This window comes from Micromonospora sp. NPDC047793, from assembly GCF_040642635.1.
Lineage (GTDB): Bacteria > Actinomycetota > Actinomycetes > Mycobacteriales > Micromonosporaceae > Micromonospora.
In genome coordinates this window covers 97527-118820 of sequence record NZ_JBEYSG010000018.1, presented here as the reverse complement: position 1 = coordinate 118820, position 21294 = coordinate 97527, and the positions used below count along the sequence as shown (strand labels likewise).

At 72.2% G+C, this 21294-nt stretch carries 20 protein-coding genes; 9 read left to right on the top strand and 11 right to left on the bottom strand.

The annotated features are described in order from the left end of the window. Positions 1-104: 104 nt before the first annotated feature. From ABZ738_RS27225 to ABZ738_RS27200, 6 genes are all read right to left on the bottom strand, one after another. Positions 105-989: a flagellar basal body protein FliL gene (locus ABZ738_RS27225; RefSeq protein ID WP_357217689.1), complete on the bottom strand. Its 885-nt coding sequence runs from the start codon at positions 987-989 to the stop codon at positions 105-107. A 157-nt stretch (positions 990-1146) separates the two neighbouring features. After that, entirely contained in the window at positions 1147-4356 is a 3210-nt protein-coding gene (locus ABZ738_RS27220) for a UvrD-helicase domain-containing protein (RefSeq protein WP_357217686.1), read from the bottom strand. A gap of 61 nt (positions 4357-4417) precedes the next feature. Further along, complete coding sequence (locus tag ABZ738_RS27215) at positions 4418-5713, bottom strand: metallophosphoesterase (RefSeq protein WP_357217683.1); 1296 nt, start codon at positions 5711-5713, stop codon at positions 4418-4420. Positions 5714-5728: 15 nt separating this feature from the next. After that, positions 5729-5983 carry a MoaD/ThiS family protein gene (locus ABZ738_RS27210; RefSeq protein WP_350698018.1) on the bottom strand — a complete coding sequence of 85 codons (255 nt, stop codon included), beginning with the start codon at positions 5981-5983 and terminating at the stop codon, positions 5729-5731. Next, positions 5980-6993, bottom strand: coding sequence for a GTP 3',8-cyclase MoaA (moaA, locus tag ABZ738_RS27205; protein WP_176095584.1), 1014 nt, complete (start codon positions 6991-6993; stop codon positions 5980-5982). Before moaA ends, ABZ738_RS27210 begins: the two co-directional genes overlap by 4 nt. Further along, positions 6990-7904: a fructosamine kinase family protein gene (locus ABZ738_RS27200; protein ID WP_357217678.1), complete on the bottom strand. Its 915-nt coding sequence runs from the start codon at positions 7902-7904 to the stop codon at positions 6990-6992. Before ABZ738_RS27200 ends, moaA begins: the two co-directional genes overlap by 4 nt. A 206-nt stretch (positions 7905-8110) precedes the next feature. On the opposite strand from ABZ738_RS27200, the gene ABZ738_RS27195 reads away from it, so the two are divergent. Genes ABZ738_RS27195 through ABZ738_RS27180 form a run of 4 tightly spaced genes read left to right on the top strand, consistent with a single transcriptional unit; the run spans position 8111 to position 11803 of the window. Further along, on the top strand, positions 8111-9133 hold the full coding sequence (locus ABZ738_RS27195) for a DUF4192 domain-containing protein (RefSeq protein WP_357217675.1): 1023 nt from the start codon (positions 8111-8113) through the stop codon (positions 9131-9133). A gap of 48 nt (positions 9134-9181) precedes the next feature. Continuing rightward, positions 9182-9757, top strand: coding sequence for a helix-turn-helix domain-containing protein (locus ABZ738_RS27190; RefSeq protein WP_357217672.1), 576 nt, complete (start codon positions 9182-9184; stop codon positions 9755-9757). Beyond that, positions 9754-11070 carry an MFS transporter gene (locus ABZ738_RS27185; RefSeq protein ID WP_357217669.1) on the top strand — a complete coding sequence of 439 codons (1317 nt, stop codon included), beginning with the start codon at positions 9754-9756 and terminating at the stop codon, positions 11068-11070. Before ABZ738_RS27190 ends, ABZ738_RS27185 begins: the two co-directional genes overlap by 4 nt. A 22-nt stretch (positions 11071-11092) precedes the next feature. Further along, positions 11093-11803, top strand: coding sequence for a GAP family protein (locus ABZ738_RS27180; protein ID WP_176095580.1), 711 nt, complete (start codon positions 11093-11095; stop codon positions 11801-11803). A gap of 7 nt (positions 11804-11810) precedes the next feature. On the opposite strand, the gene fdhD is transcribed toward ABZ738_RS27180, so the two are convergent. Continuing rightward, positions 11811-12665, bottom strand: coding sequence for a formate dehydrogenase accessory sulfurtransferase FdhD (gene fdhD, locus ABZ738_RS27175; protein ID WP_357217665.1), 855 nt, complete (start codon positions 12663-12665; stop codon positions 11811-11813). A gap of 146 nt (positions 12666-12811) precedes the next feature. Between fdhD and ABZ738_RS27170 the strand changes: the two genes are divergently transcribed. From ABZ738_RS27170 to ABZ738_RS27160, 3 genes are all read left to right on the top strand, one after another. Continuing rightward, the gene (locus ABZ738_RS27170; protein WP_357217662.1) at positions 12812-13396 is read left to right on the top strand and encodes an NTP transferase domain-containing protein; all 585 of its coding nucleotides are present in this window, start codon (positions 12812-12814) and stop codon (positions 13394-13396) included. After that, on the top strand, positions 13393-13650 hold the full coding sequence (locus ABZ738_RS27165; protein WP_176095578.1) for a DUF6457 domain-containing protein: 258 nt from the start codon (positions 13393-13395) through the stop codon (positions 13648-13650). Before ABZ738_RS27170 ends, ABZ738_RS27165 begins: the two co-directional genes overlap by 4 nt. 88 nt (positions 13651-13738) lie before the next feature. Then, complete coding sequence (locus ABZ738_RS27160; RefSeq protein ID WP_176095577.1) at positions 13739-14821, top strand: hypothetical protein; 1083 nt, start codon at positions 13739-13741, stop codon at positions 14819-14821. 89 nt (positions 14822-14910) lie between these two features. Here the strand turns inward: ABZ738_RS27160 and ABZ738_RS27155 are convergent, their stop codons facing one another. Both ABZ738_RS27155 and ABZ738_RS27150 read right to left on the bottom strand, forming a co-directional pair. Continuing rightward, entirely contained in the window at positions 14911-16830 is a 1920-nt protein-coding gene (locus ABZ738_RS27155; protein WP_357217658.1) for a beta-propeller domain-containing protein, read from the bottom strand. Between the two features lie 193 nt (positions 16831-17023). After that, positions 17024-17482: an Lrp/AsnC family transcriptional regulator gene (locus ABZ738_RS27150; RefSeq protein ID WP_131052372.1), complete on the bottom strand. Its 459-nt coding sequence runs from the start codon at positions 17480-17482 to the stop codon at positions 17024-17026. A gap of 59 nt (positions 17483-17541) precedes the next feature. Between ABZ738_RS27150 and ddaH the strand changes: the two genes are divergently transcribed. Further along, on the top strand, positions 17542-18375 hold the full coding sequence (gene ddaH, locus ABZ738_RS27145) for a dimethylargininase (RefSeq protein WP_357217654.1): 834 nt from the start codon (positions 17542-17544) through the stop codon (positions 18373-18375). Between the two features lie 54 nt (positions 18376-18429). Here ddaH and ABZ738_RS27140 read toward each other — a convergent pair whose 3' ends face one another. Together ABZ738_RS27140 and ABZ738_RS27135 are read right to left on the bottom strand one after the other, a co-directional pair. Then, the gene (locus ABZ738_RS27140) at positions 18430-19635 is read right to left on the bottom strand and encodes an ABC transporter substrate-binding protein (protein ID WP_357217651.1); all 1206 of its coding nucleotides are present in this window, start codon (positions 19633-19635) and stop codon (positions 18430-18432) included. Positions 19636-19714: 79 nt separating this feature from the next. Then, entirely contained in the window at positions 19715-20512 is a 798-nt protein-coding gene (locus tag ABZ738_RS27135) for an alpha/beta hydrolase (RefSeq protein WP_357217648.1), read from the bottom strand. A 138-nt stretch (positions 20513-20650) separates the two neighbouring features. Between ABZ738_RS27135 and ABZ738_RS27130 the strand changes: the two genes are divergently transcribed. After that, positions 20651-21262 (top strand): bacterial proteasome activator family protein, encoded by a 612-nt coding sequence (locus tag ABZ738_RS27130; protein ID WP_131052369.1) that lies wholly within the window; start codon positions 20651-20653, stop codon positions 21260-21262. The last annotated feature ends 32 nt before the right edge of the window (positions 21263-21294 follow it).

The window sequence follows — 21294 nt, the reverse complement described above, 5'->3', positions numbered from 1 at the left end:
GATAGACGGGGCTACCGGCGTGTTGCCGGTCGAGCAAAAACTAGTGCTGTCTAGCGTGGACGCTAGACAGCACTAGTTTTACCGATCGTCGGTACGCTCCTGGTTCAGCCGCGTTGTTTGAGGCAGAGCACGAAGTCCAGCGAGTCCAACTCGCTGTCGTAGAAGTACCAGTTGGTGTAGCCGTCGACCGGCGCGCACTTCGCCTCGGCGTCCCGCTCCCCGCTGGTCTCGCCGTCGAAGCGGCGCAACACCTCGTACGACTTCGGCGCGCACTCGCTGATCACCAGCTTGGGCTTGCCACCGGCCGGACCCTCGTTGCGCACGCACTGTCCCGGCTCGACGAACCGAGGATCGGTGGACGAGCCCTCCGACGGCGTACCGGCCGGAGTCTCGTCCTCGTCGTCCGGCTCTGCCGGGGTCACCGGTGCCTCCTCCGGCGTGGGGGCGGCCACCGGCGTCGGCGTCTCTTCGTCCGTCCCGAGCAGGTAGAACGCGGTCGCGCCGCCGAGCACGAGCACCAACACCGTCGCCAGCACCGCGAAGATCCGGCCCCGACCGCGTCCCCGCTCCGACGGCGACACGGGCTGTCCCGCGTACGCGGTCTCCGCCGCGCCGTCCTGATAGGGCGGGTACGTCGCGGTGTCGTGCGAGTCGTCTCCGTGGCCCGCGTCATGTCCGCTACCCCGGTACGGCGACCCGCTCGCTCCCGGACCGTAGCCGCCACTGTAGGACTGACCACCGTGGTGGGACTGCCCACCGCCATAGGACTGCCCACCGTCGTAGGACGGGCCGCCGTCGTAGGACCGGCCACCGCCGTGGCTCTGACCGTCGTCGTAGGACCGGCCACCATGGCCCTGGCCACCACCGTAGGGTTGCCCGTCGCCGCCATACGGCTGCCCGCCGTGGCGCTGGCCGCCGTACGCCTCGTCATGGCCCGGCTCGTGCCACGGCGACGGGCCGCCGCTGCCCGGTGGTCCGTAGTTCGCCATGCACGCACTCCTGAGGCCGTGGGTGGAAACGCTGGGCCGGTGGCGGGCCGTCGTCCACGTCACCGTAGCGCGTGGCCGTCTCACCGACTGTCCGTACGCGATCACGGACCGGTCACTCCGCCCTCCGCCCGCCCTACGGCGGGCGGAGGGCGAACGCTCAGATGAGCCGGAGCTGATGGTCCTTCGGTCGCCGAGGTCCGGCGGCGTCGCCGAGCCGCTCGAAGAGGCCGGCGTCGATCACGTCGAGGAATGGAGACGGTCGGCAGTCACGTTCCGAACCGTGCCGGACCCGCCGTGCCGCGTGGCTGACGTAGAGCCGGTCCTGTGCCCGCGTCAGCCCGACGAAGAACAACCGTCGTTCCTCGGCGATCGCCTCCTCGTCCGGGGTGGTGCCCGGCCAGCGCAGCGGCAGCAGTCCGTCCTCGGCCCCGACCAGGAAGACCACCGGGAACTCCAGGCCCTTGGCGGCGTGCAGCGTCAGCAGGGTGACCGCCTCGGCACGGGGGTCCAGCGCGTCCACCTCCGCCCCGGTCGCGAGCTGGGACAGGAACGACTCCAGGTCGTCACCGCACCGGCGGGCCAGCGGGGTCAGCAGGTCGACCGCGGTTCGCACGTCCTCCGGCCGTACCCCGTGCGAACCGTCGAGGGTGGGGGTGGCGAACCGTTCCGCGAGCGACTGGCCGGCGAGACGTACGCGGGCGGGCAGTGCGCCGTCGACGCCGGTGAGGTGCCGCAGTTCGCGGGCGATGGCCATCACGCCGGGCCGGTCCCGCAGCCGGTCGTGCGATCGCTTCTGTACCGGGACGTTCGCCCTGGCCAGAGCGTCCACGATCGGCGCGGCCTGGGAGTCGGTGCGGTAGAGCACCGCGATGTCGGAGAAGGACAGGGTGCTCGACCGCCCGTCGATGCGACCGGAGTCCAGCGAGCGGTGGGACAGGCCGCCGACCAGTTCGTCGACGGTGCGTACCACGAAGTCGGCCTCGTCGGCGACGGAGGCCGCAGCGTACCGCCCGACCAGCGGGGCCTCCGGGTCGAGCCGGGCCGGGTCCAGCCGGCGTCCCCGGACCAGCGACGAGGGCGCGATGGCCTGCACGGCGGCGGCCAGGATCGGCGCCGACGACCGGTAGTTGCGGTTCAACCGGACCAGGCGGGCGTCGGTGAAGTCCTGGGAGAAGCGCAGGAAGTATCCGACGTCGGCGCCCCGGAACGAGTAGATGGCCTGGTCCGGGTCACCGATCGCGCAGAGGTTGCCGTCGGCGGGGCTGAGCAGACGCAGCAGGTCGTACTGCACGGCGTCGACGTCCTGGTACTCGTCGACGAAGATCCACTGCCAGCGGTCCCGGTAGCGCTCGACCAGCCTGCGATCGTCGCGCAGCAATGCCACCGGCAGGGTGAGCAGGTCGTCCAGGTCGACCATGCCCTGCTTGCGCAGCAACGACGTGTACCGGGCCGCATCGTCCCCGGCCTCCGCACGGGCCGCCGTCCGCTCCGCGTCGTCGGCGATCCGGAAGTCGTCCGGCAGACCGGCGGTGGCCGCGTTCTCGCGCAGGATGGTCAGTCCGAGCGAGTGGAACGTGCCCACCGTGACGTCCTCGGCGACCGGCCCGAGCAGCCCGTCGAGTCGGTGTCGTAGTTCCTCGGCGGCCCGCCGGGTGAAGGTGATCGCCAGGCACCGCTCGGGGAAGACGTTCAGCTCCGCGCAGAGGTACGCGATCCGGTGGGTCAGCGTACGGGTCTTGCCGGTGCCCGGTCCGGCGACGATCAGCAACGGGCCGCCGGGTGCCGAGGCGGCCACCCGCTGCATGGCGTCGAGCCGGTCCAGCAGCCCGCTGCCCACCTCCTCCATGCCGGCGAGCATCGGCTCGAACGGTTCGTGCGGGGAGGGCGGCGGCGCGATCGGCGGGGCCGGGGCGGGCGCGGGTGCCGCCCTGCGCTTCGGCTCCGCCTTGGCCGCCGTCCGCTTCGCCTTCGCCTCCGAGCCGGTCGACTCGGCCGGTCGCCGCTGCGTGGGCACCTGCACCGGTACGTCGAACAGCGTCTCCTGCCCGCTCGATGCCGCACCGGCACCCAGCTCGGCCGGGTCGAAGAGGGTGATGACGCCGTACTCGCCGTCGTAACCGGGCACCCGACGGACCTCGTCGCGGCGCAGTCGGCCGATGCCCTCCGCGAGCAGTTCACCGCCGGCCCGCCCGATGTCGTCCAACGGGGTACGGGTCAGGATGTCCAGCTCGGCGCCGAGCGCGGCGACCAGGTCGGTGAGCTTGCCCTCGACCTTCTTGGAGCGCGGGCCCACCTTGTTGATCTCGCCGAGGATCTCGGCGAGCTGGATCAGGTGGGTCACCTCGGGCGCGTGCTCCGGCCGGTACCCCTCGGGCCGGTCGGCCAGGTCCTCGACCCGGCTCAGGACACCCACCGTCAGCGGCTTGCCGCACTCCGGGCAGCGTCCGCCGGCCGCCCTGGTCCGCTCCGGTGCCCAGTTCACCCCGCACAGCCGGTGGCCGTCGGCGTGGTACTTGCCCTCCTCGGGGAAGAACTCGATCGTGCCGGCCAACCCGTCGCCGGTCCGCAACGCCTCCCGGATGCCGAAGTAGTCCCGTTCCGAGGCGAAGACGGTCGCCTCCCGGGCCAACGCGGGCGGCGAGTGGGCGTCCGAGTTGGAGACCAGCCGGTAGGCGTCCAGGCTGCCGACCCGCCAGTTCATCGCCGGGTCCGAGGAGAGCCCGGTCTCCACCGCGAAGATGTGCTCGGCCAGGTCGGCGTAGCAGTCGGCGATCGCGTCGAAGCCGGACTTCGAGCCCAGCGCGGAGAACCACGGCGTCCAGATGTGCGCCGGTACGAGATAGCCGTCCGGGCTCGCCTCCAGCGTGATCTCCAGCAGGTCGCGGGAGTCCAGGCCGAGGATCGGGCGGCCGTCCGACCCGAGGTTGCCGATCCGGCCCAACGCGGTGTTGAACCGGCCCACCGCGTCCAGGTCCGGCAGGTAGATCAGGTGGTGGACCTTGCGGGTCCGGTCGTCCCGCTTGTAGATCGTCGAGATCTCGACGCTGAGCATGAACCGGACCGGGTCGCTCTCGGCGTGACTGGACAGCCGGGGCGGCAACCTGCGGGCGATGTCCCGCTCGGCCTCGTCGGACAATCGGTATAAACCGGGCTCGGCGGGACGCAGGGTCTCGCGCAGGTGGTCATACCAGGCGGGGTGGGTGAAATCACCGGTGCCGAGCACCGCGATGCCCTTGCGTTTCGCCCACCAGCCGAGGTTCGGCAGGGTCAGGTCACGGCTGCAGGCCCGCGAATATTTCGAGTGGATGTGCAGATCCGCGACGAAGGGCGGGCGGCCACCGGGGGGTACGGCGCTGAACGGAGGCACGCCGCATCCTGCCACGACCGGCCACGCCCGTGCGCGCCGCCACGCTCGGGCGTGAGGTTCGCTATGCCGAACGCAGTTCCACGAGAGTGACCTGAGGCTCCGCGCCCACCCGCACCGGCGGGCCCCAGAAGCCGGCCCCGTTGGTCACGTAGACCTTGGTCCCGTCCACCTCGCCCAGGCCGGAGACCACCGGCTGCTCCAGCTTGACCAGCAGGTTGAACGGCACGATCTGACCGCCGTGGGTGTGACCGGAGAGTTGCAGGTCGACGCCGTACTTCGCGGCCTCCATCGCGGCCACCGGCTGGTGGGCGAGGAGCACCACCGGTCGGGACGGATCCCGGTCGGCGAGGGTGGCCGCGTAGTCGGGCGGTGCGGAGACGCCGGTGCCCACGGCGCTGACGTCGTTGACACCGGCCAGGTCGAGCACGCCACCCCGGGCGGCGATCTCCAACCGCTGGTTCTGCAGGACCCGCAACCCGAGCCGGTCGACCTCGGCCACCCACTCCTCGACGCCCGAGTAGTACTCGTGGTTGCCGGTGACGAAGTAGCTGCCGTGCCGGGCCCGCAGGTCGCGCAGCGGAGCCGCGTCCTCGCCCAATTCGGCCACCGTGCCGTCGACCAGGTCACCGACCACGGCCACGATGTCGGCGTCCAGGCGGTTGATCGCGGCGACGATGCGCTCGGTGTGCGCCCGACCGGTCAGCGGCCCGATGTGGATGTCGGAGACGGTGGCGATGCGCAGGCCGTCCATGCTGCGCGGCAACTTCGCCAGCGGAATCTGCACCCGGTCCAGTCGGGGCGGACCCATCGCGGTCCGCACCCCGTACCCGACCAGGCCGGTGGCGGTGAGCCCGGCGAAGATCGCGGCGCCACGGGCGAGCAGCAACCGGCGGGACGGGTCGTGGTCCGGGCCGACCGCGCCGACGGCCGGCCGGTCGGTCGCCCCGGCACCCGCGTCGTCGGCTGCCGGGGCGTTCGCCTCGGCGTCGTCGGTGCTCGGCGGATCCGCCGGGGTGGCGCTGCCGACCATCGCCGGCTCCGGTGCGGCGGTCGCCGCCCGGCGGCGCAGCACCCGCCGCGTCACCAGCATCGGCACTTCCAGCACGACGAGGATCACCAGCAGGTAGAACATCACCGCGAGCCAGAGGTATCCCGGCCAGGCGAGCCAGTACATCCCGGACCGGGTGCCGATCATGGTCGCCGGTACGAGCAGCGCCAGCACCACCGCGCTGACGGTGCCGATCCGCCGCCAGCGCCCGGCGGTGGTGGTGTCCTTGACCAGCCGCTTCCAGAGGTAGAGGTGGATCAGCCCGGTGATCAGGGCAAGCGTGGCCACGAAGCCGAGTACCGCGAACACGTGTGTGGATCCCCCTCAGCCACCGGCGAAGGGAGGCAGGACGTCGATCGTCGCTCCGGCCGGCAGCGGCTGCTTCCGATCATGACAGGTGACACCGTCGACCAGAAAACTCGCCACCTTGAGCACCGGCACCAGTCGCGCGCCGTGCCGGTCGGAGAGCTCCGCCAGCACCTCGTCCAGCGATCGCCCCGCGGTGGTGGTCTCCTCGGCGCGACCGGCGGCAGCGCGGGCCCCGGCGAAGTAACGGACGGTGACGGTCGCCACGGTCACCCTCCGATGGCCGACATGGGCCGGGTCGGTTGCAGGAAGGTCGGGTCGTCGATGCCGTGCCCGGCGCGCTTGCCCCAGGTCGCCGCCGTCCAGCGGCGGGCCACCTCGTCGTCGTCGGCCCCGGCCCGCATCGCGTCGCGCAGGTTCGACTCCTCGGTGGCGAAGAGGCAGTTGCGGATCTGGCCGTCGGCGGTGAGCCGGGTCCGGTCGCAGTCGCCGCAGAAGGGCCGGGTCACCGTGCCGATCACGCCCACCCGCGCCGGGCCGCCGTCGACCAGCCAGGTCTCGGCGGGTGCGGTGCCGCGCGCGGTCGGGTCCGGGCTCAGCGCGTACGCCGAACGCAGCGTCGTCAGGATCTCCTCGGCGGTGACCATGGCGGCGCGGTCCCAACCGTGCTGGGCGTCCAGCGGCATCTGCTCGATGAACCGCAGCTCGTAGCCGTGGTCGAGGGCGAAGCGGAGTAGTGCCGGTGCCTCGTCGTCGTTGACGCCCCGCATCAGCACCGCGTTGACCTTGACCGGAACCAACCCGGCCTCGGCGGCACCGGCCAGACCGGCCAGGACGTCCGACAGCCTGTCACGTCGGGTGAGCCGGGTGAAGCGTTCGCGGTCCAGGGTGTCCAGCGAGACGTTCACCCGGTCCAGCCCGGCCGCCCGCAGCGCCGGAGCCAGCCGGTGCAGTCCGATGCCGTTCGTGGTCAACGACAGCCGGGGGCGGGGTTCGAGTGCGGCGGCGGCCGAGACGATGTCGACCAGACCTGGACGGATCAGTGGCTCGCCGCCGGTGAAGCGGACCTCGGTCACGCCGAGCCGGCACACCGCCACCCGGATCAGCCGGATCACCTCGTCGTCGGTGAGCAGCTTCGGCCCGGCCAGCCAGGGCAGTCCCTCGGCGGGCATGCAGTAGGTGCAGCGCAGGTTGCACTTGTCGGTCAGGGAGACACGCAGGTCCCGGGCGACGCGGCCGTACCGGTCGACGAGGGCGCCGGCGGTCGGCGGGGCGACGCTCACCCGTCGACCGTAGCGCGCTCGGCCCCGCTCAGGGTGGCCCGGGCGGCGTGGACGACCGAATCCCGGTACGCGCCGCCGAACAGGGCGGTGTGCACCAACAGCAGGTGCAACTGGTGCAACGGGACCCGGTCCCGCCATCCGTCGGCCAACGGCCAGGACTCGTCGTACGCGGCCAGGATCCGGTCCGCGTGGGGTGCCCCGCCGAAGAGCGCGAGCTGGGCGAGGTCGGTCTCCCGGTGTCCACCGTGCGCGGCCGGGTCGACCAACCAGACCCGGTCGTCGGCGCCCCAGAGCAGGTTGCCCGGCCAGAGGTCACCGTGGATGCGGGCGGGCGGCTCGTCGCCGCCGAACTCCTCGATGCGGGCCACGACCTGCTCGACGAGCGCGGCGGCGGTGGCGTCCAAGGCGCCACCGTCGACCGAGCGACGCAGGTAGGGCACGATCCGGAACTGCGCGAACCAGACCGGCCAGGGACCGGCGTGCGAAGTGTTGTCCGCCGGCAGCGCGCCGATGAAGCCCGGCCAGGGTGCCCCGAAGGCGGGTGCCCCGGCCCGGTGCAACTCGGCCAGCTCACGGCCGAAACGGTCGGCCGCCGTCCGTCGAGGCTCGCCCGGCTGCACCCATTCCAGCGCGAGCAGGTCGGGCAGCGCCACCAGCACCTCCGGTACGCCGACCGCACCGGCCTCCCGCAACCAGCGCAGCCCGGCCGCCTCGGTGGCGAAGAAGTCCTGCGGCACCTCTCGGTCGGCGTGCTCCGGCCAGGTCTTGGCGAACACCGAGTGCCCGTCGTCCAGGGTCAACCGGCTGGCGGCACAGATGTCGCCGCCACCCACCGGCGTCTCCCGGATCCGCTGATGGGTCCGGAAGGTCGGCAACTGCTCCGGATGCGCCCGCAGGTACGCCAGATCCATCCCCGCAAGGTATCCCTTCGGATGCAAGGAAGGGCCCCCTACTAACGCCTCGTGTATAGGAAGGGTCCCCTCCTTACATCCGTACGCCGGGCGCCGAGGTCGGGTGAACCGCGCTGAACTGGGTGAATACCTAGGGTGACTGTGGATAACCCGCGTGTCGTCCACAGGGGCGGCGGCGGGAAGGGGGCCGCTCGCAGGCTGGCCTCATGAACTCCACGGACCTGCCCCGCCTCACCGTCAGATCCCCCGCCGACCTCATCGCGGCCGTGCCGTACCTGCTCGGCTTCCACCCCACGGACAGCGTCGTGGTGGTGGCGCTGGCGGGCTCCCGGATCGTCTTCGCCGCCCGGGCGGACCTGCCCGGCGAGGGTGATCCTCGGGAGTCGGCGGAGCACATCGCCGCGGTGACCGGGCGGCAGGGCGCCGACTCGGCCACGGCGATCGGGTACGGCCCGCCCGAGCGGGTCACTCCGGCCGTGGACGCGGTCCGGGTGGCGCTTGCCGACGCCGGGCTCACGGTGGTGGACGCGTTACGGGTGACCGGTGACCGGTGGTGGTCGTACGTCTGTCAGGAGCCGGAGTGCTGCCCGCCCGAGGGCACTCCGTACGACCCGAGGGCCAGCGCGGTGCCGGCGGCGGCGGTCTTCGCCGGCCAGGTCGCGTTGCCTGACCGGGCCGCTCTCGCCGCTGCGGTGGCCCCGGTCGGCGGGTCGGAGATGCGGCGCGCCGCCGAGCGGGCCGATCGGCGACTCGCCGACCTGCTGGCGGAGGCGCCCCCGGCCGACCTCCTCGGCGGTCGGGCGCTGCGGACGGCCGGGGTGGCGGTGCTGCGGGCCACCCGACGCCGTCACCGCGACGGGACGCCATTGGCCGACGACGAGGTGGCGTGGCTCTGCCTGCTGCTGACCCACCTGCCGGTGCGGGACCACGCCTGGGAACGCACCGACGGCCGGGACGAGGACGTGGCGTTCTGGACCGAGATGGTGCGCCGGGCCGAGCCGGACCTGTCCGCCGCGCCCGGAGCCCTGTTGGCGTTCGCCGCCTGGCGGGCGGGGCAGGGCGCACTGGCGGCGGTGGCGTTGGAGCGGGTGTTGGCCGAGCATCCGGACTACTCGCTCGCCCTGATCGTGGACGACCTGCTCCGCCGGGGAGTGCCGCCGTCACGCCTGGACGGCTGGCCGAAGGCGCTGCGGCGGGGCGGGCGTCGGCCCGGCCGTCGCCCGCGATGATTAACAAGAAGTCTTGTACGTCACTTCTTGTATGTCTAGGGTGGCGACATGCCGAACGACGAGAACGTGCTGCACCTGACCGACCCCCGTGCCATGCGGGCGCTCGCCCACCCCACCCGGCTCCGGCTCCTCGGCGAACTGCGGCTGCGGGGGCCGCAGAGCGTCGGGATGCTCAGCGACGTCGTCGACGAGGCGGTCGGTTCGGTCAGCTACCACCTGGGCAAACTCGCCGAGCACGGCCTCGTGCGGGAGGCTCCGGAGTGTGCGCGCAACCGTCGGGAGAGGTGGTGGCGCGCCGCGCACACCACCACCTCGTGGGAACCGCTGGAGGCACTCGACGACCCGGAGCGGAAGGTCGCCTCGGACCTGCTGCGACGCGCCGTGCTGGAGCGGTACCAGGAGGCCCTGAACAGCTACCTCACCGCCGAGGCGACCTTCGAGCCCGAATGGGTACGCGGCACCGCCAGCAGCGACAACGCCTACCACCTGACTGCTGCGGAACTACGGGAACTGCGGACCGACCTGGAGGCGCTGGCCGTGCGCTGGCAGAAGCGCAGCGACCCGGATCGCGTCGACGCCCGCCGGGTCACGATGATCTATCACGCTTTCCGGCGGCCGGAATGAGTCGCCCGACCCGTGTGCCGTTGGTCGGTCTGCTGGTCGGACACACGGTCTCGCTGACCGGCAACATGCTCACGATCATCGCGCTGCCCTTCTACGTACTCGCCGAGACCGGTTCGCCGGTCGCCACCGGCATCACCGGTGCTGTCGCGACCGCGCCGATCGTGCTCGGTGGCGCACTGGGCGGCGTCCTGGTCGACCGGATCGGCTACCGCCGCGCGAGCGTGCTCGCCGATCTGGTCTCCTGCCTGACGGTCGCCGCGATCCCCCTCCTGCACGCCACGGTCGGACTCCCGTTCTGGGCGCTGCTCGCGCTGGTCTTCCTCAGTGGTCTGCTCGACACGCCGGGCCAGACGGCCCGGGTCGCCCTGCTGCCCGAGGCGGCCATCGCCGCCGGCCTGCCCACCGAACGGGCGATCGGCTGGTTCGAGGCGACCGAGCGCGGTGCCCGGCTGCTCGGTGCGCCGGTGGCGGGTCTGCTGGTCGCCACCCTGGGGGCGTTGCCCGTGCTGGTGCTCGACGCGGCCACGTTCGTGCTGTCCGCCGTGGTCGTCGCCGTACTGGTGCCGGCGAACCTCCAGCCCGGCGCCGACGAGCCCGCGACCGGCGACGCCACCGGTTACTGGCGCCAGTTCGCCGCCGGCGTCCGGTTCCTGCTCACCGAGCCTTTGTTGCGGGTGCTGGTCCTGTTGGTGCTGGTGACCAACTTCTTCGACGCGACCAAGACCAACGTGCTGCTGCCCGTGGTCGCCCATCGTGATCTCGGCGGAGCGGCGGCCCTCGGGCTGCTCGTCGGCGCCATGGGCGGCGGGGCGCTGGCCGGCTCGTTGCTGTTCAGCGCCGTCGGTCACCGGCTACCCCGCCGGGCCACCTTCGTGGTGGCCTTCGCGGTGGCCGGTCCACCACCGTTCCTGGCGATGGCCGCCGGGCTGCCGTTGCCCGGTCTGCTCGCCGTGTTCGCGACCGCCGGCTTCGCCGCCGGGGCGATCAACCCCATGATCGGCGCGATCAAGCTCGAACGCGTGCCGGTCCGGATGCGTGCCCGGGTGTACGGCGTGATCGGCGCAGGAGCCTGGGCCGCCATCCCGCTCGGCGCACTCGGCGCGGGCTTCGCCAGCGAACACCTCGGCACCACGACCACTCTCGTCGCGGTCGGCGCCGGCTACCTCCTGGTGGTCCTCACCCCACTCCTCGGTGGCCCGTGGCGGACCATGGGTCGTCTACCGACCCCGACTAGGAAAACCGTCCCGGGGGCTCGACAGGCCACGGCACCAGCGCCGCAGTCGGACCGGGAGACACGGATAATCACCGGATGAGCGAGTGCCCGGGTGGTCCGGTATGAGTGTCGCGCTGCTGCTGTCCCTCGTGGGACTGGCACTCGTCGACAGCACCAGCATCGGCACCCTGTTCATCCCGGTCTGGCTGCTGCTCGCCCCGGGTCCGGTTCGCCTCGGACGGGTGTCGACCTATCTGGGCACCATCGCCGGCTTCTATTTCGTGGTCGGGCTGCTGCTCTACTTCGGCGGCAGCGGGTTGGCCGAGATGTGGGGCGGTGCGCTGGACAACCGACCGGTGCTGTGGGGGCAACTCGCGCTCGGTGTCGGGTTGTTCGTGTTGAGCTTCCGGTACGACGGCAAGCGCGGGGGCGGTGGCGGTCGGGTGCTGCGCTGGCGCGACCGGGCGACGTCTGGTGACGCGTCGGCGCGTTGGCTGGTCGGGTTGGCGGTGTTCGCCGCGTTGGCCGAGGTGGCGACCATGCTGCCGTACCTCGGTGCACTGGGCCTGCTCACCACCTCGGGCCTGGGCGTGCCGCAGGTGATCGCGTTGCTGGCGGGATACTGCCTGGTCATGATCCTGCCGGCGGTGGTGCTGCTGGGCGCACGGGTGGCCTGGCCGAGGCGGATCGAACCGCTGCTCGCCCGCCTCAACGCGTGGATCGTGCGGTCGTCCGGCAGCATGCTGGGCTGGGTCCTGGGCATCGCGGGCTTCCTCATCGCCCGGGACGCCGCAGTTCGGTTGGAGCTGTTCGACCTGCTGGCCAACCGCTGAGCAACGGTCAGCCGGTCACCCGCTGGGCGCCGGTGTAGACGTTCATCGTCCGGCCGCGCAGGAAGCCGACCAGGGTGAGCCCGGCCTCGGCCGCCAGGTCGACCGCGAGCGTGCTCGGCGCCGACACCGCTGCGAGCAGCGGCAGCCCGGCCATCCACGCCTTCTGGGTCAGCTCGAAACTGGCCCGGCCGGAGACCAGCAACAGGTGCCCGGCCAGCGGCAGCCGCCGTTCGCGGACCGCCCAGCCGATCACCTTGTCCACCGCGTTGTGCCGGCCGACGTCCTCGCGCAGCACCAGCAACTCGCCGTCGGCGGAGAACAGTCCCGCCGCGTGCGACCCGCCGGTGCGGTCGAAGCCCCGCTGTCCGGCCCGCAGCCGCTCGGGAAGCTCGGCCAGCACCTCGGCGGGGACGGCGAGTGGGTCGGCGGCCACGTCGAACCGGGACCGGGTACGGACCGCGTCGATGCTCGCCTTGCCGCAGACCCCGCAGGCGCTGGTGGTGTGGAAGTGCCGGGTCGTGTCGGTGCCGGGCGACGGTACGCCCGGAGCCAGCGTCACGTCGACCACGTTGTAGGTGTTCGGCGTCTCGGTGCCGGCGCAGAGCTGCGCGGTGGACACGTCGTCCGCCGAGCCGATCAGCCCCTCGGTGAGCAGGAAGCCGAGCGCCAGATCCAGGTCGGCGCCGGGAGTCCGCATGGTCACCGAGAGGGGACGACGTCGGTCCGGCCCGGCCGGCCCGACCCGGATCTCCAGCGGCTCCTCGGCGGCGAGCGTGTCCGGCCGGCGGACCCGGATCCGTCCGGCGTCCGTCGCGTCGAGGTCGATGCGGAGCACCCCGCGTCGCTCACTGGCCCGTCCCATCCCGCCATCCTGCCCCGCCCGCTCACCCCACCGCATCCGACCGCTCACCCCGGCCACCCTGTCCGGCTGGACCGCCCGGCCGAGAGCCGCCTCGGGCCGGTTGCAGGGTCGGAAACGGCCGATCCCCTGCGGGTTACCGTGATCCGGTGACGGTGTACGCGGCGATCGTGCTCGCGGGTGGGTCCGCGCGCCGGATGGGCGGGCGGGACAAGCCGGCGCTGCCCGTCGGCGGCGTACCGATGCGCGAACGCGTGCTCGCTGCTGTCGCCGACGCGACGCCCCGCATCCTGGTCGGTCCGGGGCCGGCCCCGGCGGGGGTGCTCCCCACCCGGGAGTCACCGCCCGGTGGTGGTCCGGTCGCCGCCACCGCAGCCGGGATGGCCCTGCTCGAACCGGGTGTACCGGTCGTCGCGCTGCTCGCCGCCGACCTGCCGTTGCTGACCCGACCTGCCGTCGGTGACCTGCTGCGTCAGCTGGACACACCGCCGGTGGACGGGGTGTGTTTCGTGGACGCCTCGGGACGGCGACAGACGTTGTGTGGCGTGTGGCGTACCGCTGCCCTGCGCGCGGCGCTGGACCGGTTCGCCGGACGGCACGCCGGAGCGCCGCTGCGGGATCTGCTCGCCGGGCTCACCGTGCACGAGGTGAGCTGGTCAGGTGGCGGCCCGCCGCCGTGGTTCGACTGCGACACTGACGGTGACGTACGCCGGGCGGAGGAGTGGGCGCGATGACGGTGCTGGACGACTGGGTCACGGCGGCCTGCGCGGAACTGGGACTGGAACCGGCTCAGGTGCCGGTGTCGACCGTGCTCGACCTGGCCCGCGACGTCGCCCACCAGGTGGTGCGTCCGGGTGCCCCGGTCACCGCGTACCTGCTCGGCCTGGCCGTGGGACGTGGCGCCGACCCCGTCGCGGCGGCGGCCCGGCTCGCCGACCTGGCCGGCACCTGGCCGGTGGAGTTGGGCGGCGACCAGCCGGCCGACTGACCACGAGCGAGGGTTGTCCGATCACGGTCCGGGCCGCGCCGACCGACACGGCGGCTGGGTAGGGTGACCGGAACGGACGGAGGCGATCATGACGGCAGACCACCCCTCGGCGCCGCCCGGCACGCCGGCGCATCACCACGAGTCGATCCTGCTCGACGAGCCGACCACGGCCGACCTGCGGGCGAAGGTGACCCAGGCGTGGCGGGAGTTCGCGAGGGCGCTGGCCGACCGGCTGGTCGACCTGCCGGCGGGAGCGCGCGTGGAACTGACGCTCGACCCGACCGCCTCGGGTACGGACGACGCGGTCTACTCCGTCGGGGCCGACGTGGGCGCGGACGGCCGGCTCAACGCGCGCGCGGTCGGCAACGCCACCCTGCCGCAGGGCTACCGGCTGGATCGTGCGGCCGTCGCCGACATGGTCGCGCTGGGCTGGTCGCCGCCGGGTGTGGTGGAAGGCTCCGGTGACCAGTTCGGTCTGCACTGCGGGGTCGACGAGGCGACCCGGCTGGCGGCGGTCCTCTCCCGCACGTTGCGGGACATCTACGGTGCCCCGCATCCCGCGTTCCTGGTCTATCAGATCGAGGACGCCGAGGGTGAGCCGCTTGCGGGTCCGCCGCTGGGCACGGCGCGCAGCGAGTTCGGCCTGGTGCGGGAGATCGGCACCGAGCTGGAGGAGGCGCTGGCCGCCGCCGGTGGGGACGGCACGGAGACCGAGGTGCTGGATCTGGCCGAGCGGGTACGCACGGTCGTCTCCACCATGCTCAAGTCGGACTCGGACCGGGTCCAGGTCGACTCCGACGGCGATATCAACATCCGTGCGGGCTCGGCGATGGTCTTCGTCCGGGTCCGGGACAACCCGCCGCTGGTCGACGTCTTCTCCCCGGTCCTCACCGAGGTCGAGCCCACCGAGCGGCTGTACGTCAAGCTCTCCGAGCTGACCAACCGCATGCCGATCGGTCGGCTCTACTGTGCCGACGACACCGTGTGGGCCTCGATCCCGGTCTTCGGCCGGAACTTCCAACCCACTCATCTGATGCTCGCCGTGCAGGTGATGACCGGCCTCGCGGACGAGTTGGACGACCGTCTGCACGGTGAGTTCGGCGGCAAGCGCTTCTTCGGCGAGGGGGACAAGCCGGGACGGGGTGAGCACCGCACCGGCATGTACCTCTGACCGTCGACCGCCTCGCGCCGCTGTGCGGTGGAGGCGGGTGGGACCCGGAAACCCCGAGAAACCGGGCCCCACCCGCGTGGGAGGAAGGTTCAGGTCGTCGCGATCCAGCCGACGCTGCGTGCGGTGGTCGGATCGGTGGCACGCAGGCCGCTGGCGGAGACGGTCCAGAGCACGTCACCGACCACCAGCGACCGGCGTACCGGGGACCACGTCCGCCGGTTCTCGCGGTCCGTGGACGGGTGGGTCACCTCGCCGATCTCGCGGACGGTGTCGCTGCCGACGCGCAGCAGCCGGATGCCACCGCCCACCGGCAGTGCCACCAGGCCGCTGTCCGGCCGGTACAGGAAGGCATGCGGGTCGTGCTCGGCACCGGACCACCCTCGGGGCAGATGCCACTGGTCCAGCCGGTGCGGGCGGCCGGGCTCGCGAACGTCGAAGAGGGAGACCTGTACGCCCTGGGTCCGCCCCCGCGCGTCAGCCTCCTGACCCACCCCGAGCAGCCGGCCCTCGGGCAGCGGGTGCAGGTAGCCCGAGTACCCGGTGATCTTCAGTTCGCCGGTGACCCGGGGCGCGCCGGGGTCGGTCAGGTCGAGTGAGTAGAGCGGGTCGGTCTGCCGGAAGGTCACCACGTACGCCACCGGCCCGAGATAGCGCACCGCATAGATCCGTTCGCCCCGGCCGAGCCCGCCGACCATCCCGGCGGAGACGAGTGACCCGCCCTCGCGGCGCAGCACCCGCACCGCGGACTCGGACGTCCGGCCCTGCTGCCTGCCGCCCCAGACGTCACCGGTGGTGGTGGCCACCCGCAGGTGCCCGTTCCACTCCGACAGCGCGTACTGGTTGATCAGCCAGCCGGGCACGGTGCCCGAGGCGACGAAGCGGGGACGCCCCGGCGACGCGGTGTCGAACTGGTGGATCTCGGTGACCTCGTCGGTCGACGGTCGCCCGCGGGTCGTCGCCACGACCGGCCGTGCACCCGCGAGGTAGAGACTGGTCGCGGTGCCGTAGACGGTGCTCGCGTCGGCGACCACGCCGACCGGGTCGCCGTCGCCGAGACGGTCGGTGGCCAGGTCGAAGCTGAGCACGGTCAGCGTCGACGTGCCGGTCATCCGTGCCGGGCGGCTCAGCCGGTCGCAGCCGACCCGTCCGGTGTGCCGTTCGCCGCCCGCCGTCCACTCGTACTCGGGCAGCCATGCCCCGATGCCCGCACGGGCGATGACGCCACGGTTGCGCGCGGTCCGTTCCCGGTCGCTGCCGTCCCTGTCGAACGGGAACTCCAGACGGGGCGACGAGTTCACCACCACCCGGGCGGTCGTGCCGGTCAGCCGCGCGTCCACGGTGCGGCCCTGGATGCGGTACGTCGCCAGCACCCGTGGTGCACCGGAGAGGTCGACCAGGACCAGCCGGGTGTCACCGAGCGGACCCCAGATCCGGCGCGCGACACCGGTGGGCGTCTCGCGCGGGGTGGCCTCGGTCAGGACCAGCGCCCGGTCACCGAGCAGCAGCAGTCGTTGATCCGTCCAGCGCAGGCGCTCGTGGCCGTCGGTGAGGTCGAGTTCGCCGGTGATCCGTCGGCTGGCCGGGTCGACCACCCGCAGCACGCCGCCGGTGGTCGTGACGATCCGCCGTCCGTCGGTCTTGACCAGGTCCGGCTCGTCCACGCCGACTTCGTGGTTGTTGGTCGTCGAGTGCTCCGGCGCGGCTCCTGTCGGCGCGGAAAGGGCCTCGGAACCCTTCGCCACGGCACCGGCTCCGAGGGCGCCGCCCCGGTCGCTGAACGTGCGCCAACCCCCACCGAAGCCGTACGGGCCGACCGAGGCGGCGGCTGCCGCGCGCAGCTCGGTGAGGGCGTCCGCGCAGGAGTCGAAGGAGACCAGACCGACCGGCACCATCCGCCCGTCCGTCCCGACGGGTGGCGCCGGGGCCGGTGCCGCCGACATGCTGCCGGCCAGCAGCGTCAGCGCGACCAGTGTGCCGCCGGCGGCGGTGGCCTTGATACCCCATGCCATGCGCGGTTCGACGCGGCGTCCCGCGCTCCGGTTCCCCGACGGGTGGCATCGGTCGGGGAGCCGGAGGTGGACCGGAGAGCTATGTGGACGGCAGCCAGGCGAGACGCGACCGTGCCTGGGGCGGCTTCGACGATGCGGGGAGCCGGGCCCGCCCCGGTGGCCGGGTCGGACGTCTGCGGATCTGCGGTCTGGTTCAGTTCGTGGAGGGTCCGACGCCCGGGGACTCCACCAGTCGGGAGAGCACGATGGTGCTGCGGCTGGAGGTGACGAACGATTCGGCCCGCAGTCGCTCCAACGCTTCTTCGAGGTGGGCGATGTCGGCGGCCCGCAGGTGGATGAGCGCGTCCGCCTCGCCGGAGACGGTGTACGCCCCGACCACCTCGGGGTGACGGCGTACCGCCGCACCGAGCTGGGCCGGAGTGGTGCGGCCGGCGCAGAACAGCTCGACGAACGCCTCGGTGGTCCAGCCGACGGCGGCCGGGTCGACGATGGCGGTGAATCCCCGGATCACCCCGGCCGCCCGCAGTCGGTCGACCCGTCGCTTGACCGCCGGAGCGGAGAGTGACACTCGGGTGCCGATGTCCGCGTACGAGGCGCGAGCATCCGCGACGAGCAGCGCAATGATTCGTTGGTCGACGGCGTCGATCTGCAATGTTCTGCTCCTGAGAAGCAATGTTTGCGGCTGTTACTAAAGTGGCACCCTACCTACCCTTGGTGACCGTGAACCAGCAGCGAGTACCGCGAAAGCGGACATATCTCATGTGTTCGCCCGAGCATTTCACGGTCGAGTACGCGATCAACCCGTGGATGGACGTGACCGCCTCGGTCGACCCGGAACTGGCGGTCAAGCAGTGGGCCCGCCTACGGGAGACGCTGGTGGGCCTCGGCCACGACGTGTACCTGCTGGTTCCCGAACCCGGCCTGCCCGACATGGTCTACGCCGCCAACGGCGCGTTCACGGTGGACGGCACGGCCTACGGGGCGCGGTTCAAGCACCCGCAGCGGGCCGCCGAGGCCGCCGGGCACCGGGCGTTCTACGAGTCCCAGGGCTGGCGGTTCATCGCGCCGAACGAGACCAACGAGGGCGAGGGTGACTTCGCGTACCTGCCGGAGGCGCACGGCGGGCTGGTCCTGGCCGGGTACGGCTTCCGCACTGAACTGCCCGCGCACGCCGAGGCACAGGAGGCGCTCGGCCGTCCGGTGGTGTCGTTGCACCTGATCGACCCGCGCTTCTATCACCTGGACGTGGCGCTCGCCTCGATCGACGACGGCAACGTCGTCTACTACCCGGGTGCGTTCTCCGCCGCCAGCCAGCGGGTGCTCGCCCAACTCTTCCCCGACGCGGTGGTGGCCGACGACGACGATGCGCTGTCGTTCGGCCTGAACCTGGTCAGCGACGGCGCCAACGTGGTGCTGAACAGCGAGGCGACCCGGCTGGCCGGTCGGCTCAAGGCGGCCGGGTACACGCCGGTGCCGGTGGAGCTGGCCGAACTCAAGAAGGGCGGCGGCAGCGTGAAGTGCTGCGTCGCCGAGCTGCGGCCCTGATCCGACGCCCGGGGCCGGCCGTCGCACCGGGCCGGCCCTGGACCCTGCGTCGACTCAGCCGAGCGTGGCCAGCTCGCTGACCAGCACGTTGGACAGCAGCTGGCCGTCGCGCTGTACCTCGCGCAGATACCACTTCTGCTGCGGGGTACGCGGCTGGTTGAACTGCCAGGCGCCGCGCGGGCTGTCGATCTGCCCGATCCGACCCAGCGCCAGATTCACCTCCTGCGCCGTCGGGGTCGCACCGGCGAGGCGGATCGCCTGGTCGAGCACCTTGGCCGCGTCGTAGGAGGCCATCGCGTACGTGGTGGGCGAGGCGTTGTGCTTCTTGCGGTACGCCGACGCGAAACGGCGGTTCGCGGCATTGTTCAGGTCGGCGGAGTAGTTCAGGGCGGTCCGGATGCCGAGCGCGTCGTTGGCCGGGCGGATGCTCTCCAGCACCGTGCCCTCGGTCAGGAACCCGGGCGCGTAGATCCGGCCCCGGAATCCGGCGTCCCGCAGCTGCATGACGAACTCGATTGCCGCCGCACCGGAGTAGAAGCAGAAGACCGTCGACGGACTGCGGCTCAGCGCCTGGCTGATGTCGGTGGCGTACGCCGCCTTGCTGGGGCTCGGGCTGCCGGTGGTCCAGATCACCGGGTCGGAGATCCTCGGGTCGGACTCACCGAACTCCTGGCGGAATCCGCGCAGCACGTCCTCGCCGCCGCCACCGCCCTCGGGCAGGATGATGGCGACCCGGTCGGCCGTACCCAACTCGTCCTTGAGGTAGCGGCCGAGCGCCCGGCCCGCCTCGTCGAGCACGTACGACGTACGCCAGATGTAGACGACGCTCTGCAGGCTCGGTGGTGAGGCGTTGGAGCCGATCAGCGGTACCCGGGCCTGCTCGACCGCGTCCCGGATGCCGAACATGACGGCGGAGCTGGCGACGCCGGTCATCGCGAGCACGTTCTGTTCGAGCAGGCTGCTCACGGCGGCCTGGCCGGACTTCACGGTGTCTCCCTCGTCGGCGACGACCAGGTCGACGGGGTGGCCGCCGAGACTCCGGTCGTTCAGGTCGAGGTAGAGCTGGAAGCCGTTGGTGAGTTCGTCGCCGATGGCTTTGTCCGGGCCGGCCTGCGGCGCGATCAGACCGATTTTGATCGGACTGCCGCCTGTGACGGTGGTGGTCCCCTCGTCGCCGTCCGTGCCACACGCGGCGACGAGGCTCCCTGTTCCGAGCGCGGCCAGCAACTGTAGTGCTCGCCTGCGGTTCATCTGCGACACCGGGTTCCCTTCAACACGCGTTGCCTGGGCGGGTACGCCCCATCGGCGTTCTACCTGCTTCGCGACGCTGCGTCAATGATTAATGATCTTCGCCAAGAGACCGCAACACGCTGGTTACCTTGGGCCAGGCCGGCGCCTCGGGGTCGATGAGCCCGAAATGCTCGCATCCGGAAAGCTCTACAAGGCGCATATCGGCCCCGGCTGCCTGGTTTGCGGCCACGTACGCCCTGCTCATGGCGACCGGAACCTGTTCGTCGAGCGTGCCGTGCATCACTACGGTGCGTGTCGGGAGCGGTACCACGGATCGCGGGTCGACAGCCGCGTACCGGTCGGGTACGTCGGCCGGACCACCACCCAGCAGGGCCGCCACCGCACCCCCGTCCAGGTCCAGCCGGTACCCCTCGGCGAGGTCGGCGACCGGCGCGAGAGCGAGCACTCCCGCCACCGCCTCCGGCACGTGTCGCGCCGCGTGCAGGGCGAGGTGGCCACCGGCGGAATGACCGACCAGGACCGCTGGTGTCGGTGTCACCAGACCGGGCAGCACCTCGGCCGCCAGCCGGGGAAGTGCGGTCACCGCGGTCAGGACGTCGTCCGTCGTGCCGGGCCAGCCGCCGCCGGGTTGCCCGGTCCGCCGGTACTCCACCTGTGCCACCGGATGACCGAGCGCGGCGAGCGCGGCGGCCATCGAGTCGGTGTGCCGCCGGTCGTACTCGTGGCGCCAGAAGCCCCCGTGTACCACGACCACCAGCCGTCGGGAGGACCCGGTGCCGGACGGCCGGCGCAGGTCGGCGACCTGGTCGGGGTGCTCGCCGTAGGCGACCGTGACGTCCGGGGCGGCAGCGGGACGGGTCAGCACGGCCCGCGGGTCGGAGGTCATCGGCCGACCGTAGCGCGCAACGCGCCGGGCCCGGTGCCGGGTGGAACGCGCGGTGACCGGTGCATCGCAGGGCGGAGAGAACGGGCGAGGAGTCCGTGCACCGGGCCGCCGGGCGGGAACGGCGGGGACTGGGTAAAGATGGGTGCCATGACCGAAGCACACTCAGCTGGACAGAACGACGAGCCTGGCCAGGACGATGCCGGGCACTCCGGCACGGTGGTGGTGGTCGGGCCGGACGGCCGCCCGGTCGGCACCGTACAGACCGACGAGGGCCCCGGCGAGGACCCGACGCGCCTGGTCGAGCAGCCGGCCAAGGTGATGCGGATCGGCAGCATGATCAAGCAGCTCCTGGAGGAGGTCAAGGCGGCCCCACTCGACGACGCCAGCCGACACCGGATGCGGGAGATCCACGAACGCTCGATCGTCGAGCTCAAGGAGGGCCTCGCCCCCGAGCTGCGCGAGGAACTCGAACGGCTCTCGCTGCCGTTCGCCGAGGACCAGGCGCCCAGCGAGGGCGAGCTGCGGATCGCCCACGCCCAGCTCGTCGGCTGGCTGGAGGGCCTGTTCCACGGCATCCAGGCCGCCCTGGTGGCGCAGCAGATGGCCGCCCGGGTACAGCTCGAACAGATGCGTTCCGGCCGGCAGGCGCTGCCCAGCGGCCCCGCCGGGGCGGTGCTGCCGGGGATGCCCGGCATGGGCCAGCCGGGTGGTGCCGGTGGCGAAGGACACAGCACCGGTCAGTACCTCTGACCACCGCGCGCGTCGTGCGACCTCACCGGGTC

Excerpts from the sequence above, each read along its gene's own strand:
- ABZ738_RS27225 (WP_357217689.1), bottom strand. The coding sequence starts at position 989 with ATGGCGAACTACGGACCACCGGGCAGCGGCGGCCCGTCGCCGTGGCAC.
- ABZ738_RS27200 (WP_357217678.1), bottom strand. The coding sequence starts at position 7,904 with ATGGATCTGGCGTACCTGCGGGCGCATCCGGAGCAGTTGCCGACCTTC.
- ABZ738_RS27195 (WP_357217675.1), top strand. The coding sequence starts at position 8,111 with ATGAACTCCACGGACCTGCCCCGCCTCACCGTCAGATCCCCCGCCGAC.
- ABZ738_RS27190 (WP_357217672.1), top strand. The coding sequence starts at position 9,182 with ATGCCGAACGACGAGAACGTGCTGCACCTGACCGACCCCCGTGCCATG.
- ABZ738_RS27185 (WP_357217669.1), top strand. The coding sequence starts at position 9,754 with ATGAGTCGCCCGACCCGTGTGCCGTTGGTCGGTCTGCTGGTCGGACAC.
- ABZ738_RS27180 (WP_176095580.1), top strand. The coding sequence starts at position 11,093 with ATGAGTGTCGCGCTGCTGCTGTCCCTCGTGGGACTGGCACTCGTCGAC.
- fdhD (WP_357217665.1), bottom strand. The coding sequence starts at position 12,665 with ATGGGACGGGCCAGTGAGCGACGCGGGGTGCTCCGCATCGACCTCGAC.
- ABZ738_RS27165 (WP_176095578.1), top strand. The coding sequence starts at position 13,393 with ATGACGGTGCTGGACGACTGGGTCACGGCGGCCTGCGCGGAACTGGGA.
- ABZ738_RS27160 (WP_176095577.1), top strand. The coding sequence starts at position 13,739 with ATGACGGCAGACCACCCCTCGGCGCCGCCCGGCACGCCGGCGCATCAC.
- ABZ738_RS27155 (WP_357217658.1), bottom strand. The coding sequence starts at position 16,830 with ATGGCATGGGGTATCAAGGCCACCGCCGCCGGCGGCACACTGGTCGCG.
- ABZ738_RS27135 (WP_357217648.1), bottom strand. The coding sequence starts at position 20,512 with ATGACCTCCGACCCGCGGGCCGTGCTGACCCGTCCCGCTGCCGCCCCG.
- ABZ738_RS27130 (WP_131052369.1), top strand. The coding sequence starts at position 20,651 with ATGGGTGCCATGACCGAAGCACACTCAGCTGGACAGAACGACGAGCCT.